Genomic DNA, 14,322 nt, shown 5'->3' on the forward strand with positions numbered 1-14,322 from the left:
ATGGCGGCGGACTGGGCAGTCCTATGGCGACGATCATGGAGTGGGGCGGTTCTGCTCCTCGCGGAACCCCGGGATCTCGCGATCTTATGATGGCCTCCGGTGGTGGGATGGACCACGCTGCAATGGAGGTCGCGGCGGCCCTCGCGGAGCTGGAGCGGCAGTCCGAAAAAGGGGCATTGCTCGCTAAACTGGCGCGTAATCGCTATCTGCCTCGGCCTGAGTGGTCGGTACGCTCTCAGTTGCCATTGTTGGGCTTGGGAGATGATGCGGATCGGACGTATAGGAACTGGGTCCACGCTTTGCATCAGCAGGTACAGGTGATCTTGACCGTGCGTAGTGCGCCAGGTCGTGCACGGAATATGCGCGTGAAATCGCCGGCAACTGGTCTGACGCGAGCGTCAACAGTGGCCCGCCTGAGATCTTGCTGACTGCCGTTCGTCTGGAGGGATTGCCTCAAAGCTGCGTCAAATTGCGTCAAAGGTGCGTCGAGCGTATCAACCGAAAAACATCCCTTTTCGGTTTTTCCGGAGCAGGGTAAAAAGCCCCCACGATATGGAATTTGCGCCTTGGCGCTGACCTCGCACGTGCTGTGCAGCTTCACCCGGTTTCCCTATACCGGTCACTTAACCCCGCTTCGGCGGGGTTTTCTATTTCTGCCTGCGCCGGGTTTTTGCGGCTGGGTGCGGGCACGTTGAGCGGATGGGACTGCGATGAAAGTAGAAATTCGAGATGAGAAGGGGAAGTTGATTTGGTCCAGAAGTGACGTAGGCGGATTTACATCACCCGCCTACGCATTCGACACGACACTTGAGCAGATAAAGCAAGTGCTGGGCTTGGCGCTTGAGCAGTGCCTAGGAGAGCTAGCTGTTTCGGATGATGTTGATCGAGTGGCGGATGTTTCCGCTGCCACCACCTAGATCAATCGTAATGTTCCAATGACCCGCGCTTGGAGCTGCAATGCGGGCTGGCAACATCTTGTAGAAACCCCCGAAGTATTCGTGTGCTCCACCCCGTTTGAATTTTGAAAAGTTCGTATCAGTGGTCAATCGAACATTGCATTGGTGTGAGCATTCGACAACCACGATGTCGCCTTGCTCAAGGTATTCACGCGTGTGCAGAAAGTTCATATGGCCTCCTAGCCATTGAGATGTGCGCATTGAAGTTAGCAGAACAATCTTAAAGTGCCATTACGCAGTATCAGTGGCTTGTCCTTATGGAGACAGTTGATGACAAACGAGCAGCAAGCGCTAATTGAGATGCCGATCTGGATGGTGATCGTACTGTCCCTGGTCGGCGGGATTTCCGGTGAGGCATGGCGGGCCGACAAGGCGGGGGTGAGCGGCTGGTCCTTGGTTCGCCGCTTGCTGCTTCGATCCGGGGCCTGTGTGGTCTGCGGGCTTTCCACCATGATGTTGTTGCACGCATCGGGCATGTCGGTCCTGGCGGCGGGGAGCATTGGCTGCCTCACCGCGATGGCCGGCGCCGATGTCGCCATTGGCCTGTACGAACGCTGGGCCGCCAAGCGGTTGGGCGTGTGCGATGTGCCGCCCTCGGGCAGCGGGCAGGTATGATGCCCTGCAGGCCACGAAATACGTGGCCTGTAGAGGATTGCATCAAAATAGTGCGCCGAAAAGTCGCCGGGGACCCTGGCAGCATTCGAGGGACACGGGGCATGAAACCCGCGGCTTTTCGTTAGTGGCTGGGTTTGAAAGTTAGTTGACCTCAGTTGACTGGTTGACCAGTTGACCGGGCTTGGAAATAGGAGGGTTTATGGCTTTTTTGACTCGTAAGGAATATGGCACGTTGAAAGGCTGGTCCAAGCAGCACATCAGCAAACTGATACTCAATAATCGCTTGGTTTTGGATGAGGCAGGATTGATCGATGTTGATGCTAGCGAGCAGTTCCTGGCGCTTACACGTGACCCAAGCAAAGTAGGGGTGACCGCTCGCCATGAGCAAGACAAGCAGACAGCAACCCAAACGCCTGCGTTATCTGTACGTCAGACAGCTAGTAGCGGACAGCCGATAATTCCCGATTACCAACGGTCCCGCGCACGCCGTGAACATGCTCAAGCTGAGCAAATTGAAACCCAGGTCAGAAAGGAAAACGGTTCCTTAGTTGAGACTGGAGTGGTCGACAAAGCGGCTTTTGAAGCCGGGCGTATGCTGCGAGACCTTCTACTTGGCTTGCCGCCTCAAATCGCTTCGGAACTGGTTGCACTCACTGATCCCTGGGAAATCGAAAAACACCTGACGGCGGCGATCAGAAGAACCCTTGAAGACGCTGAGCGCATGTCAATCAGCGATCTTTCCCGAGCACTAACTAAGAGCTGACCCTGATGCATTTTCCATACGCTGACGGTGCAGAGGTTTACCGCACGGCGTATTTTCGCGGCTTGCATCCTGACCCTGACCTCTGGGTCGATGAATGGGCCGATGAATACATGCGAATTCCGCGCAGTGTGGGTGCCGCTGAGCCAGGCCAATATCGAACATCCCGCACGCCCTATGCCCGTGAGCCGATGCGTTGTTTGTCCCCGGCACACCCTTGCAAGCGAGTAGTCACCATGGTGGCTTCGCAATTGATGAAAACGCAGATCGCGTTGAACTGGATCGGGGCGCTCATTCATATGTCGCCGTCGAACATTCTGACACTGCTGCCCACCCTTAAACTTGCTTCGCGGGTTTCGTCTCGGATCAGCAAAACGATAGATGCAACACCTGTTTTGCGTGAAAGAGTGGCTACGCCACGCTCACGTGATGCTAAGAACACGCAGGATACAAAAGAGTTTGAGGGCGGGACGCTTTACGCGGTAACTGCAGGCTCAGCGGCCAACCTGGCCGAGTTGGCAGCACGGTTTATTTATGGTGATGAGATCGACCGCTGGGAGGTCGACGTGGGTAACGAAGGCGACCCGGTAAAATTAGCCGAGATCCGGGGCAGCACATTTGGTAGGAAAGCCAAGTTTTACTTTTCTAGTTCACCGACTCTCAAGGGCGCCTCCCGTATTGCCGACCTTTTCGCGATGAGCGATCAGCGTTACTACTACGTTCCGTGCCCACATTGTCAGCACATGCAAGTGCTGGAGTGGGAAAACCTCAAGTACACCGAGGACTACAGCCAAATCCAATATCTTTGCAACGGGCCGGAATGCGGCGCGCTTATTGACGAACACCATAAGGGTGAAATGCTGGCTCGGGGGGAGTGGCGTTCCCATGCCGAAGGTGATGGTGAAACCGTTGGTTTTCATCTCAACGCCCTGTATGCGCCATTGGGTTGGACCAGTTGGTTATCGATGGCCAAGGACTACGACGAGGCGCTGGTAAAACAGGCTAGTGGTGATCTTGAAGCGATGCAGGTGTTTTTCAACACGCGTCTAGCGAAGGTCTGGGACAGTACACAAGAACAGACAAAGGCCAGCGTACTTCAGGCTCGTGCGCTACAGGAAGACTATGTGCTTGGCTCTGTACCTAACGGCGCACTGATGCTGACGGCCTCGGTGGATGTTCAGGCCAATCGACTCGAGTTCATGGTTATGGGCTGGGGTGTTGGAATGGAGCGCTGGATCATTGATCACCAGGTGATCATGGGGAATCCATCGGACGAGCAGACCTGGTCCGCGTTGGACGAAAAGCTAAAGGCTCGGTACTGGCACCCCTGTGGCGTAGGTTTGACAATTTTGGCAACCGCCGTCGATACGGGTGGTCACCACACCAACGATGTTTACCAGTTCTGCCGCGTACGCCGTTGGCGGAATGTCTTTGCCATCAAGGGGGCCAGCAAGCCAGGCAAGCCGCCGATTGCCCAGCGCCCCTCAATGGTCGACGTTACTTGGCGAGGCCAGACCGAACGTAATGGGGCCGAGCTTTGGTTTGTCGGTACCGACACCGCGAAGGATTGGATCTACAACCGTTATCCATTCGAGTCCGGTCCAGGTGCTTTGCACTTTGCCAAAGATTTGCCTGAAGACTTTTTCGCGCAATGCGTTGCCGAGCGCAGGATCACTCGTTATGTGAAAAACAAGCCAGTCACTGAATGGATCAAAGGTAAGTCGGAGCGTAACGAAGCCTTAGACCTGATGGTGTATTGCTTGGCGATGGCGCATTACCTCGGCCTAGATCGATACAAGGAAAGGGATTGGGATCGGGTCGCTCAGGCTCTCGCGCAATCTGAGCTGTTCGTAGAGAAACCGTCTTCCAATACCCCGGATGAAGTTAGGGACGTTGAAAACCCAGTGCCGGTTTCAAGGTCACAGTCTTCACAACAACCTGTCGCTCCAGCAGTCCAAGCGCGCCCCGCTGCACCCCCTCAACGCCGCAGTTCCACCAGCGGTTATCTGAAGAGACGCTGATATGTCGTTTACCCCCAAGCACCTCGAGGCCATCGAGCGCGCCATTGCACGCGGTGAAAAAACCGTGCGCTACGGCGACCGCACGGTGGAATACCGCTCCATCGACGAACTGCTCAAGGCCCGCGACGAGATCCGCACGTCGCTGAGCCAAGCCGCCGGACCGCGCTCTCGCGTGGTTCGGCTCTACCACGGAGGCAAGGGAATCTAATGGCTCGACATTATCCGACGCTGACCCGTAATGGATTCTTGCTGCCGTCGAACATCAAGGCCAGTTACGAAGGCGCCGGTGAGGGCCGCCGTTCGGCCAGTTGGGAAGCCACCGAAAACGGCATCAACAGCATTAACACCCCGGCCCTGCGCAACCTGCGGGCACGTTCGCGGGCAGCGGTGCGCAATGATCCGTATGCGTTCAACGTCATCGACAAGCGCGTCAGCAACCTGATCGGTACCGGCATCACGCCCAGGCCGACCACGGAAGACGCAGAGCTGCGCAAACTCCAGCAGCAGCTGTGGGACGACTGGGTGGACGAGGCGGACGCCGATGAGCTAACCGACTTTTACGGCATGCAGGCCTTGGTGGCTCGCACCGTTGAAACCGCCGGTGAGTGCTTCGTGCGTTTGCGACCACGCAGTCCCAGTGAGGGCTTGGCGGTGCCGCTGCAGCTGCAGGCTCTGGCTCCTGAGTTTGTTCCTCACGACAAGTTCGAGACGGCTAAAAACGGCAATGTGATCCGCGCCGGGATTGAGTTCAACCCTGCGGGCAAACGGGTGGCGTACTGGATGTATCTCTCGCATCCGCGCGACTCGTCGTCGCTGAACGCCGGTTACAACCAATTGGTGCGTGTACCGGCCACGCAGGTACTGCACATCTTCGAACCAATGGAACCCGGCCAGTTGCGCGGCGTGCCTCGCTTGGCACCGGTGCTGAAGCGCCTGCGCAGTCTGGATAACTACGATGACGCGGTGCTGTTCCGGCAAGAAGTGGCGAACCTGTTCGCAGGGTTCATCAAGCGCCCGGCGCCGGAGGCTATGCAGCAGCCTCGCGATCCCACAACTGGTATGCCGTTGAACCTTGACCGCGACGGCTTCACGCCGATGGTCGCTTTGGAGCCCGGCACCATGCAGGAGCTGGCGCCGGGTGAAGAGGTTGAGTTCTCCAAACCACCAGACGCCGGTAACAACTACCCGGACTTCATGCGGCAGCAGCTGATGGCTGCGGCGGCGGGGTCGGGCACGCCTTACGAGATCCTCACCGGTGACATGCGCGAGGTCAACGACCGGGCGCTGCGGGTGGTGCTCAACGAGTTCCGGCGCCGCCTGGAGCAGCTGCAATTCGGCGTGTATGTGCATCAACTGTGTCGTCCAGTGCGTGCTGCCTGGATGGATATGGCGGTGCTGTCCGGCGCGTTGGTGCTGGAGGACTACGCGCAACTTCGGCGGGAATACCTGCGTACGCGTTGGGTGCCGCAAGGCTGGGCCTACATCCAGCCTGTGCAGGACGTGCAGGCGCGGCGGATGGAAGTGCAGGCAGGCTTTGGCTCGCGCAGCGAGATGTGCCTGCGCAACGGCTACGACGCGGAGACCATTGACGCAGAAAACGCCGCCGACCTCGCCCGGTCCACGGAACTCGGTCTCAACTACACCACGCTTGATGCCATCGAGCCGAATGACGACAAGGAACAACCATGAGTAAAAAAGCCAAGCCCCGCGTTTATGACAAGGCGGGCAAGCAGGTCAAGGTCGCCGACAAAAGCTGGTATGCCCTCCAGGCCAGCGGCGAAGCCGAGCAACGCAACATTGAAATCTTTGTGTACGGCGAGATCGGCGCCTGGGGCGTCACCGCCAATCAGTTCGTGCAGGATCTGCGCGCCATGGATGACGGCGCGTCACCGGTGACTGTTGCCTTTAACAGCATCGGTGGGGACTTGTTCGACGGCCTGGCGATCCACAACGCGCTGTCGCGCCTGGGCGAGCGCTGCACGGGTCGCATTGACGCCCTGGCGGCGAGCGCGGCCAGTGTCGCAGTGTGCGGCGCTCACCGAGTGGTGATCGCAGCCAATGCCATGTTGATGATCCACAACCCCTACACCTTTACCGGTGGTGATGCCGAAGACTTCCGCCGGGTCGCGGATGTGCTGGACCAGACCTTGGAAGCGATCATCGCGGCCTACAAGGCCAAGGCGCCGGACATCGACGAAGCCGAACTGCGGCGCATGGTCAATGCGGAAACCTGGCTCACGGCCAACGAGGCAGTGGCACTTGGCCTGGCCGATGAGGTGGGCGACGGTTTGAAGGTCAGCGCCTGTCTCGGCCAGGGCAGTGTACTGCAGCGTTTCCAGCATGCCCCCGCCGAACTGCTCGCGCAGCTGGATGAAGAACCGGAAGTCGATCCGGTCGAGCCTGTCGATCCACCGGCACCGTCGCCTGTATTGGACGCTGCCGGGTTGGCGCTGATGGTCACGCAAGGTTGCGCAGCGGCGGGCATCAGCAACCTGGTGGACCCCATTCTCGCTGTGACGAAGTTGGAAAGCGAAGCCGTGATCCAGGCCGCGCTGACCAAGGCCAAAGCACTGCACGGCCTGTGCGTAGCAGCAAGGTTGCCAGAGCTGACCGGCGAGTTCATCAGCGCTGGACTCGACGAAGCGGCAGTCCGCGCGCGGTTGTTCGACAAGCTGGTAGGCAGCGGCGGCGGCTTTGAAATCAACAACAGCCTGCCGCTGGATGATGATCCAGCACCCACTATCAAGGCCAAACAGGTCGACACCCACTCAATCTGGTCCACCCGTCAGGCGGCACAGAACGGAACCTCGAAAGGAGCAAGAGCATGAAAATCGAAACGATGCACGCGGGCGAGTTCCTGCTGTCCGAAGGCGCTGGCAACATTTCCCGCGAAGCGATCAACGTCGCGGCTGGTGCCGCCTTGGAGCCTGGTCAGATTCTTGGCCTGGTCACACTCACCGGCGAGTTCGCCCCGTATAGGCCGACCGCCGAAGACGGCACCGAAAACGCCATCGCAATCCTCTATGGGCCGCTGGGCGAATCGGATGTGCCACGTCGCGGTCGCGCCATCGTGCGGCTGGCCGAGGTCAGCGAAGCACATCTGACCGGCCTTGATCCTGCTGCTGAAAAGGCCCTGGCTACCCACTTCGTGATCGCCCGCTAAGACTTTCACCCCCTTTTATTCATCCCGCTGCGTGCGGGATTTTTCGTTTCTGGAGAGTACTCATGGCCGATATCGCCATTTTTGAAGACGATGCGTTCAGCGTTTCCTCGCTGACCGCTGCAATCAATGACCAGGAATACCTGCCGGGCCGCATCAGCAGCCTGGGCCTCTTCCGGGAAGAGGGCATCAGCACGCTGACCGTGCAGATCGAAAAGGACGGAGACACCCTGGCCCTGGTGCCAGCGGGCGAGCGCGGTACCTCAGGCCTGGTGGTTGGCGGTACCAAGCGTCAACTGATCCCGTTCAACACCGTCCACCTGCCGGAACGCTTCACCATCAAGGCCGATGAGATCCAAGGCATCCGCGCCTTCGGTACCCGCAGTGAGTTGCAGGCCGTGCAGGACGTGGTCAACAAGCGCCTGGCGAAAGCGCGCCGCCAGTTGGATGCCACCCACGAGTTCCAGCGTATGGGCGCGTTGAACGGTCAGGTCCTGGACGCCGATGGCAAGACGGTCCTGTTGGATATTTATAAATCCTTCGGCGTGAATCGTCAGAAGCTTCAGATGGGGCTGAACAGTCCAGACACCGAGCTGCGGGTCAAATGCGGCGAAGCGTTGGACATGCAGGAGGAAGCCCTCGGCAGTGTCACCAGCAGCGGCTCCCGCGCGATGTGCGGCAAGAACTTCTGGAACAAGCTCATCGTGCATAAGTCGGTTAAGGAGACCTACCTCAACACCATGCAGGCCGCGTCCCTGCGCGGTGATGCCCGTGAAAGCTTCGAGTTCGGCGGGATCGTCTGGGAGCGTTATCGCGGCAAGGTGGCCGGTGTTGCTTTCGTCCACGACGACAAGGCGCTGCTGATTCCCGAAGGTGTGCCGGATCTTTACATCTCCTCCTTCGCGCCGGCCGACTACATGGAAACGGTCAACACCCAGGGCATTCCGTACTACAGCAAGATCGAGCCGCTGCCGTTCAACAAGGGCGTGGCCGGTGAAGCCCAGTCCAACCCGCTGCACCTGTGCACGCGGCCTCGGGCGCAGATCCTGCTGGAGATGTGACCGTGTCCTTCCGCGAACTGATCGACGACATCGACGCGGTGGTGTTCGAAACACTGGGCGATACCGCACGGATCGAGGGTCGTGACGAACCAGTGCTCGGCATGTTCGCGGCGCCCTGGTTGCAGCCCAAGCTCGGCAAGCTGAACACCGGCTTGCGCGAGCCTCGGTTTGAAATCCGCGTCAGCGATTCGGAAGGCTTGAAACGCGGGCTATTGGTCAGCATTGACTTGCCTGCTTTGGATGGCGGCGGCGATTACGACCTGCTGCAGCTGGAGCCGAGTGGCGACGGTCTGGTCGCCTTGATTCTGAGGTTACGCCCATGAGCATCGGTAGTTACTACAAGCCCTCGGCTGGCGGCGGCATGATCTCCATCCAGTCGTCAGCCGAAGACCTGCAGGCGTTTCAGGACTTTGCCAAGCTGGTGCCCAAGGCTGCTGCGACTGCTCACCGTCGAGCCATCAACAAGACACTGGGGTGGTTGCGCACGCACATCGCCCGTGCGGTTAGTCGGCAAGAGCGCATAGCTGTCGCGGCGGTGCGTCAACGGTTGCGCAGTTACCCGGTGTCCGGCGGGGCTTCGAGCGGCAAGCTGTGGTTCGGTTTGAACGCTATCGAGTCCAGCCGGATCGGCCGCGCACGGCAGACAGGCAGCGGTGTGTCGGTGGCGGGGCGGCGGTATCAGGGCGCGTTTCTCAAGAAGGTTTACGGAAACCAGCCGGACATTTGGATTCGTACCGCGAGCAAGCACTTCAATGCTGACGATTACCCTGACAGCACGGTGTCGCCGGGGCGCGGGTCGAGTTCGGGATGGGTGGCGGAAAACGGCAGTCGCTTTCCGCTGGCAAAGGCGAAGGTCTCTCTGGAGCAAGCCCGTCCCCATTTTGAAAGCTGGGTACAAAAGGCTGATGAACGCTTACTGGAGATCCTGAAACAGGAACTCAACTTTGAGCTGCAGAAATACCTCAAGAGGATCGGGTAATGGCTGACGAACCTTTTAGCCTGGACCAGCTTTACCAAGCGGTCGAGCAACACCTGGTGAGTCATTTGCCAGGGGTTCAGACAGTGAGAGCCTGGCCGAACATTCAGGATCGCATTGCGTTACCGGCAGTGTTCCTGGAGCTGGCTGAGATCGAGCCCGGTAACGATATCGGCACGGGCGAAACTGCATTGGTGTGTAAGTTCGAAGCGCGGATCATCGTTGACCCCATCGATCCATTGCATCAGCAGCAGGCGGTGCAGTTGGTTACCCAACTCGCCGTTTTACTGCGGGCACAGACCTGGGGGCTGGCGGTCGAGCCAGCAGAGTTCGTCCAGGCCTTGCAGGACTGGACCCAGCCCGCATTGGATGGGTACACCGTTTGGCTGGTGGAATGGACGCAGCAGGTATACCTCGGCCCTGAACAATGGCCTTGGCCTGACCAGCCGCCGGGCATGTTGTTGTTTGGCTTCAACAACGATGTCAAAGAGGACTTTGTGCCGGCGGAGGACATGTGAGCAGCTATGCCAGTGCCCAGCATGACCGCATGCTCGCCGGGGTGGTGAAGGATTGTTATGTGGTGGCGCTCGATCTGGCCGCCTCACCGCCGGTGTGCCGGGTGTCCGATGGCGAATGGGTCAGCGCCTGGGTGCGCTGGCACAGTATTGCCGCCGGCAAGGCCAGGCACTGGCGGGCGCCATCCATGGGCGAGCAGGGGACGTTGGTCAGTGCCAGCGGTGACGTGGCCCAAGGCACTTTCATCCCGGGTTTGTATGGCAATGCCGGCCCACCACCGGATAACCGCGATCATGTGGAAGTCTGGCGCTTTGATGATGGCGGCTCGCTGATCTACGACTGGCAGGCCAAGAGCTACAACATCACCCTGCCGAGCGGTACGGTGACGATCAAGGTCGCCAGTACAGAGGCGATCGTCACGGACAGCGCTGTGAATGTAACCACCGGCAACATCAATCTAAAAGCAGCGGTGCTGATCGATGGTGCATTGCACGTTACAAAGGGCATCACCAGTGCCGGCGCGATCATTGACGCCGGTGGTAACAGCAACCACCACACGCATTAATTTCAACTCACAACAGCTCGCCCAGTGCGGGCTTTTTCACACCTGGAGTTTGCCTTATGAGTAAGTCTAGAACTGATGGCGATTCGGTCGGGACCGTCGAAGCAATAGCGGTTGCAGGGTTGAAGCCCGCGCCGCTTGGTTTTCCGGTGACTGCTGACGCGGTGGAGTCCATCGGCCCCGCGCGCGTCTTTCGCGACAAGGTTTTCACCTCGCGAACACTGATCCTGCCCAGCGGCGAGACGCTTCCTGTTATTGCCGGTCGCGTCACTGCATGTGGCGATGATCAATATGCGTTCCTGAAAACGCACCCAGATCTGGAGCAACTGAAGGAGTAATCACAATGATCGGAATGGACCGCCACACCGGCCAGCCCATTTCCGGCATCGCGCACTTGCGTCAATCAATTCCCGACATCTTGGGCACGCCGTTGGGCAGCCGCCGGCACCGGCCGGAGTACGGCAGCAAGCTGCGCCGGTTTGTTGACTTGCCCGTTAATGAGGGCTGGAAAAGCGCAGTCCAGGCGGAAGTCGCCCGCGCCCTGGGGCGTTGGGAGCCGCGTTTGAAACTGGATCAGGTACGCGTCGTTTCCGTTATCGGCGGGCAAATCAATCTGAAGATCGTCGGGCAGTACCTGGGCGACGCCGTCACGTTGGAGGTGGCCGTATGAGTATTGTGGATCTGTCTTCGTTGCCGGCACCGACCGTGTTGGAGCCGCTGGACTTTGAAGAGGTGTACCAGGAAGGGCTCGGCGTTTTTCGTGGGTATATGGGCGGCAACTGGACCGCCGCGCTTGAAAGCGACCCAGTGGTTAAGGTGTTGGAGGTCGGGGCTTACATCAAGGTCGGCAACCGCGCCCGGGTCAATGACGCCGGCAAGGCTGTACTGCTGGCACACGCGATACGCGGAGACCTCGATCACTTGGGGGCCAACGTCAATCTAAAGCGCCTGGTTATTCAGGCTGCGGATCTGCTGGCAGTGCCGCCGGTGCCGGAGGTCAAGGAGGACGACGACCCGTTTCGAGAGCGTATTCAGTTGGCTTATGAGGGGCTGACCACGGCAGGCCCGCGTAACAGCTACATCCTGCATGCGCGAAACGCGTCCGGGCTTGTGGCAGATGCCACGGCCGAAAGCCCTGCGCCTTGTTACGTGACGGTAACGGTGTTGGGGCTGGAAGGGGAAGGCGTGGCGCCGCCAGCACTGCTGGCTACAGTGGCCACCGCGCTGAATGACGAAAACGTGCGGCCGGTGGGAGATCGAGTGACGGTGCAGAGTGCCCAGGTGATCCGCTACCAAATTAACGCGATTCTGCACATGGCCAGCGCTGGGCCCGAAGCCGACGCCAGTTTGGTTGAGGCGAAAAGCCGGTTGGCCGCCTGGATCAACCCCCGTAAGCGGCTTGGCGTGGAGGTGGCACGATCCGGTGTGGATGCGCAGCTACACGTTGCCGGCGTTTCCCGAGTCGAGCTGGTTGGATGGCAGGACCTGGCCCCGACCAAGGCCCAGGCAGCGTTCTGTACGGGCTACACCGTGACGCTGGCGGTCTGACATGAAAAGCCTACTGCCGATCAACAGCACGCAACTGGAACGGGCCATGGAGGCTACGTTTTTTGAGAAAACGATTGCACCGCTGCGCGACCTCTACAACGCCGATACCTGCCCGGTTCATTTGCTGCCGCATCTGGCGTGGGCCTGGTCGGTGGATCGTTGGGATTACCGATGGACTGAGGCGACCAAGCGCGCCGCCATCAAGGCCTCTTATTACATCCATGCCCACAAAGGGACCATCGGTGCGTTGCGCCGAGTGGTCGAGCCGCTGGGCTACCTGATCGAGATTATCGAGTGGTTCAAGATGGTGCCGGAAGGCATACCTGGCACCTTCGCGTTGAAAGTTGGCGTCCTCGACACCGGTATCACTGAGGAAATGTATCAGGAGCTGGAGCGGCTGATTGATGACGCCAAGCCCGTCAGCCGGCATCTGACGGGGCTGGCGATCAGTCTCGAAACACAAGGTGTTTTGAATATCAGTGTTGCCCTGTACGAAGGCGACGAAATAGACGTTTACCCGCCGGTCATGCGTGACATTGAGGTCACCGGGGCTTTTGGCGTGGTCGGACGCGAACACTCTATTGACACCCTGGACGTTTATTATGATTGATGCGAATTCGCAGTTTTTCGCCATCCTCACAAACGTGGGAATGGCCAAGCAGGCGAACGCTGACGCGCTCGGCATTCCCTGGAAGTTCACTGACATGGGCGTGGGTGATGCCAACGGCACTGACCCCATCCCCAATGCGGCGCAGACTCGGCTGATCAACGAATGGCGCCGTCGTCCCTTGAATCAACTGCGGGTCGATCCGGTGAACCCGGCGGTTATCATCGCCGAGCAGATTATCCCGGCCGATGAAGGCGGACGCTGGATTCGCGAAATCGGCCTGTATGACGCTGACGGGGACCTGGTGGCGGTGGCCAACTGTGCGCCGAGCTTCAAGCCTGCGCTGTCGCAAGGGTCTGGCCGGACTCAAGTCGTGCGGATGAATTTCATCGTTGCAAGCACCGGCAACATCACACTCAAGATTGACCCGGCGGTGGTGCTGGCAACGCGCGAGTACGTCGATCTGCGGATCATGGAAGAGCTGTACAAGCTTGATAACAAGCAATCTGTACGCGTGGCAACTACCGCCAACATCGCACTCGCCGGCCTCCTGACGATTGACGGCGTTGTTCTAGCTCCGGGTGATCGGGTATTGGTAAAAAACCAGGCGGTGGCTAAGGACAACGGCCTGTACATCGCTGCGGCTGCCGTATGGAAGCGTTCGGACGATGCTGACAGCAATGCAGAAGTGACGTCGGCGGTTCTGGTGTCGGTCGAGCAAGGCGCCACTTTGGCCGATACGCGCTGGCAGTTGATCACGGATGGTGTGATCGTTCTAGGCACCACGCCATTGACCTTTCAGAACGTGACTCAAGGTTTTGCGCCGATCAATTCTCCCGTGCTCCTGGGGTCGCCAACCGCACCAACCCCTGCACAGTTTGATATCAGCAAGCGCTTAGCGACTACTGAGTATGTGCAGCGCGCTCTTGGCAGTTATGCAGGGCAAACGAACTACACGGGCGACACAGCTTTAACTGCGGCAGATGTGGGAAGGCTGAGTAACTTTGCACAGCTTTCGACGGTTGCTTTACCCCCAGCGTCGAGTGTTGCAGCCGCGTCATTGATCACTATCGGGAGCTCTTTGTCTGGCGGTGTCTGGGTGGTCGCTGCAACGGGGGACACCCTGACAAATACGATCACTGAGCCAGGGCCATTTTTCATCCCGGTCGGCTCTCTGGGCGTATTTCGCCGACTGTTAGGAGGTAGCGGGTGGAGTTTTGATGGTGGGGACGCCTCGCTTAAGTATTCGCCAGGTTTCTCCGCGCGTCTTGCGGCGAACGGCTATCAGAAATTGCCTTCCGGTCATATCGAGCAATGGGGCATCGTTCCTCCGATCCCAGCTGGCGGTTCGGTCCTGATCAATTACCCGATCAAATTCCCCAATGGACCCTTAGCGATTGTGGCCGGGGCGGGCGCATCGCAGGCGGGGAGTCCAGGGATTAACTCTTATAACGAATCTGCGGGCCAGGTCAGGTTCTGGAACTCATCACTCACTGTGGCCACGCAAGCAAGTACCTATTTTGCGAAAGGCATTTAAATC

General features: G+C 59.0%; 18 protein-coding genes. 17 read left to right on the forward strand and 1 reads right to left on the reverse strand.

Annotated elements, in window-relative coordinates; translation table 11 throughout:
* Positions 1 to 860: 860 nt before the first annotated feature.
* Positions 861 to 1,127 (reverse strand): DUF1883 domain-containing protein, encoded by a 267-nt coding sequence (locus AOA59_RS21820; RefSeq protein WP_099489022.1) that lies wholly within the window; start codon positions 1,125 to 1,127, stop codon positions 861 to 863.
* A 99-nt stretch (positions 1,128 to 1,226) separates the two neighbouring features.
* Here AOA59_RS21820 and AOA59_RS21825 point away from each other — a divergent pair, with 99 nt between their 5' ends.
* The 17 genes from AOA59_RS21825 (at position 1,227) to AOA59_RS21905 (ending at position 14,319) form a co-directional block, all read left to right on the forward strand.
* Positions 1,227 to 1,571, forward strand: coding sequence for a phage holin family protein (locus AOA59_RS21825; protein ID WP_099489023.1), 345 nt, complete (start codon positions 1,227 to 1,229; stop codon positions 1,569 to 1,571).
* 199 nt (positions 1,572 to 1,770) lie between these two features.
* Positions 1,771 to 2,334 carry a terminase small subunit gene (locus AOA59_RS21830; protein WP_099489024.1) on the forward strand — a complete coding sequence of 188 codons (564 nt, stop codon included), beginning with the start codon at positions 1,771 to 1,773 and terminating at the stop codon, positions 2,332 to 2,334.
* A 5-nt stretch (positions 2,335 to 2,339) separates the two neighbouring features.
* Positions 2,340 to 4,352, forward strand: coding sequence for a phage terminase large subunit family protein (locus AOA59_RS21835; RefSeq protein WP_099489025.1), 2,013 nt, complete (start codon positions 2,340 to 2,342; stop codon positions 4,350 to 4,352).
* Position 4,353: 1 nt separating this feature from the next.
* On the forward strand, positions 4,354 to 4,560 hold the full coding sequence (locus AOA59_RS21840; RefSeq protein ID WP_099489026.1) for a phage head-tail joining protein: 207 nt from the start codon (positions 4,354 to 4,356) through the stop codon (positions 4,558 to 4,560).
* Positions 4,560 to 6,041 carry a phage portal protein gene (locus tag AOA59_RS21845; protein WP_099489027.1) on the forward strand — a complete coding sequence of 494 codons (1,482 nt, stop codon included), beginning with the start codon at positions 4,560 to 4,562 and terminating at the stop codon, positions 6,039 to 6,041. Before AOA59_RS21840 ends, AOA59_RS21845 begins: the two co-directional genes overlap by 1 nt.
* Entirely contained in the window at positions 6,038 to 7,180 is a 1,143-nt protein-coding gene (locus AOA59_RS21850) for a head maturation protease, ClpP-related (protein ID WP_099489028.1), read from the forward strand. The genes AOA59_RS21845 and AOA59_RS21850 overlap by 4 nt, the downstream gene beginning before the upstream one ends.
* Entirely contained in the window at positions 7,177 to 7,515 is a 339-nt protein-coding gene (locus AOA59_RS21855; RefSeq protein ID WP_099489029.1) for a head decoration protein, read from the forward strand. Before AOA59_RS21850 ends, AOA59_RS21855 begins: the two co-directional genes overlap by 4 nt.
* 62 nt (positions 7,516 to 7,577) lie before the next feature.
* Positions 7,578 to 8,573: a major capsid protein gene (locus AOA59_RS21860; RefSeq protein ID WP_099489030.1), complete on the forward strand. Its 996-nt coding sequence runs from the start codon at positions 7,578 to 7,580 to the stop codon at positions 8,571 to 8,573.
* A gap of 2 nt (positions 8,574 to 8,575) precedes the next feature.
* Positions 8,576 to 8,896, forward strand: a complete 321-nt coding sequence (locus AOA59_RS21865) for a hypothetical protein (protein ID WP_065929224.1) — start codon at positions 8,576 to 8,578, stop codon at positions 8,894 to 8,896.
* Positions 8,893 to 9,552 (forward strand): hypothetical protein, encoded by a 660-nt coding sequence (locus AOA59_RS21870; protein ID WP_065929225.1) that lies wholly within the window; start codon positions 8,893 to 8,895, stop codon positions 9,550 to 9,552. The genes AOA59_RS21865 and AOA59_RS21870 overlap by 4 nt, the downstream gene beginning before the upstream one ends.
* Positions 9,552 to 10,067 carry a hypothetical protein gene (locus tag AOA59_RS21875; protein ID WP_099489031.1) on the forward strand — a complete coding sequence of 172 codons (516 nt, stop codon included), beginning with the start codon at positions 9,552 to 9,554 and terminating at the stop codon, positions 10,065 to 10,067. Before AOA59_RS21870 ends, AOA59_RS21875 begins: the two co-directional genes overlap by 1 nt.
* A 29-nt stretch (positions 10,068 to 10,096) precedes the next feature.
* Positions 10,097 to 10,630, forward strand: a complete 534-nt coding sequence (locus AOA59_RS21880) for a phage baseplate assembly protein V (RefSeq protein WP_099489098.1) — start codon at positions 10,097 to 10,099, stop codon at positions 10,628 to 10,630.
* Between the two features lie 56 nt (positions 10,631 to 10,686).
* Positions 10,687 to 10,965 carry a hypothetical protein gene (locus AOA59_RS21885; protein ID WP_099489032.1) on the forward strand — a complete coding sequence of 93 codons (279 nt, stop codon included), beginning with the start codon at positions 10,687 to 10,689 and terminating at the stop codon, positions 10,963 to 10,965.
* Between the two features lie 5 nt (positions 10,966 to 10,970).
* The gene (locus AOA59_RS21890; RefSeq protein ID WP_099489033.1) at positions 10,971 to 11,297 is read left to right on the forward strand and encodes a GPW/gp25 family protein; all 327 of its coding nucleotides are present in this window, start codon (positions 10,971 to 10,973) and stop codon (positions 11,295 to 11,297) included.
* Entirely contained in the window at positions 11,294 to 12,175 is an 882-nt protein-coding gene (locus AOA59_RS21895) for a baseplate J/gp47 family protein (RefSeq protein ID WP_099489034.1), read from the forward strand. The genes AOA59_RS21890 and AOA59_RS21895 overlap by 4 nt, the downstream gene beginning before the upstream one ends.
* Before the next feature lies 1 nt (position 12,176).
* Positions 12,177 to 12,785: a phage tail protein I gene (locus tag AOA59_RS21900; protein WP_099489035.1), complete on the forward strand. Its 609-nt coding sequence runs from the start codon at positions 12,177 to 12,179 to the stop codon at positions 12,783 to 12,785.
* On the forward strand, positions 12,778 to 14,319 hold the full coding sequence (locus AOA59_RS21905) for a phage tail protein (RefSeq protein ID WP_099489036.1): 1,542 nt from the start codon (positions 12,778 to 12,780) through the stop codon (positions 14,317 to 14,319). Before AOA59_RS21900 ends, AOA59_RS21905 begins: the two co-directional genes overlap by 8 nt.
* Positions 14,320 to 14,322 lie beyond the last annotated feature (3 nt).

The sequence above is a fragment of the Pseudomonas sp. 2822-15 genome (genome assembly GCF_002742515.1).
GTDB lineage: Bacteria > Pseudomonadota > Gammaproteobacteria > Pseudomonadales > Pseudomonadaceae > Aquipseudomonas > Aquipseudomonas salomonii.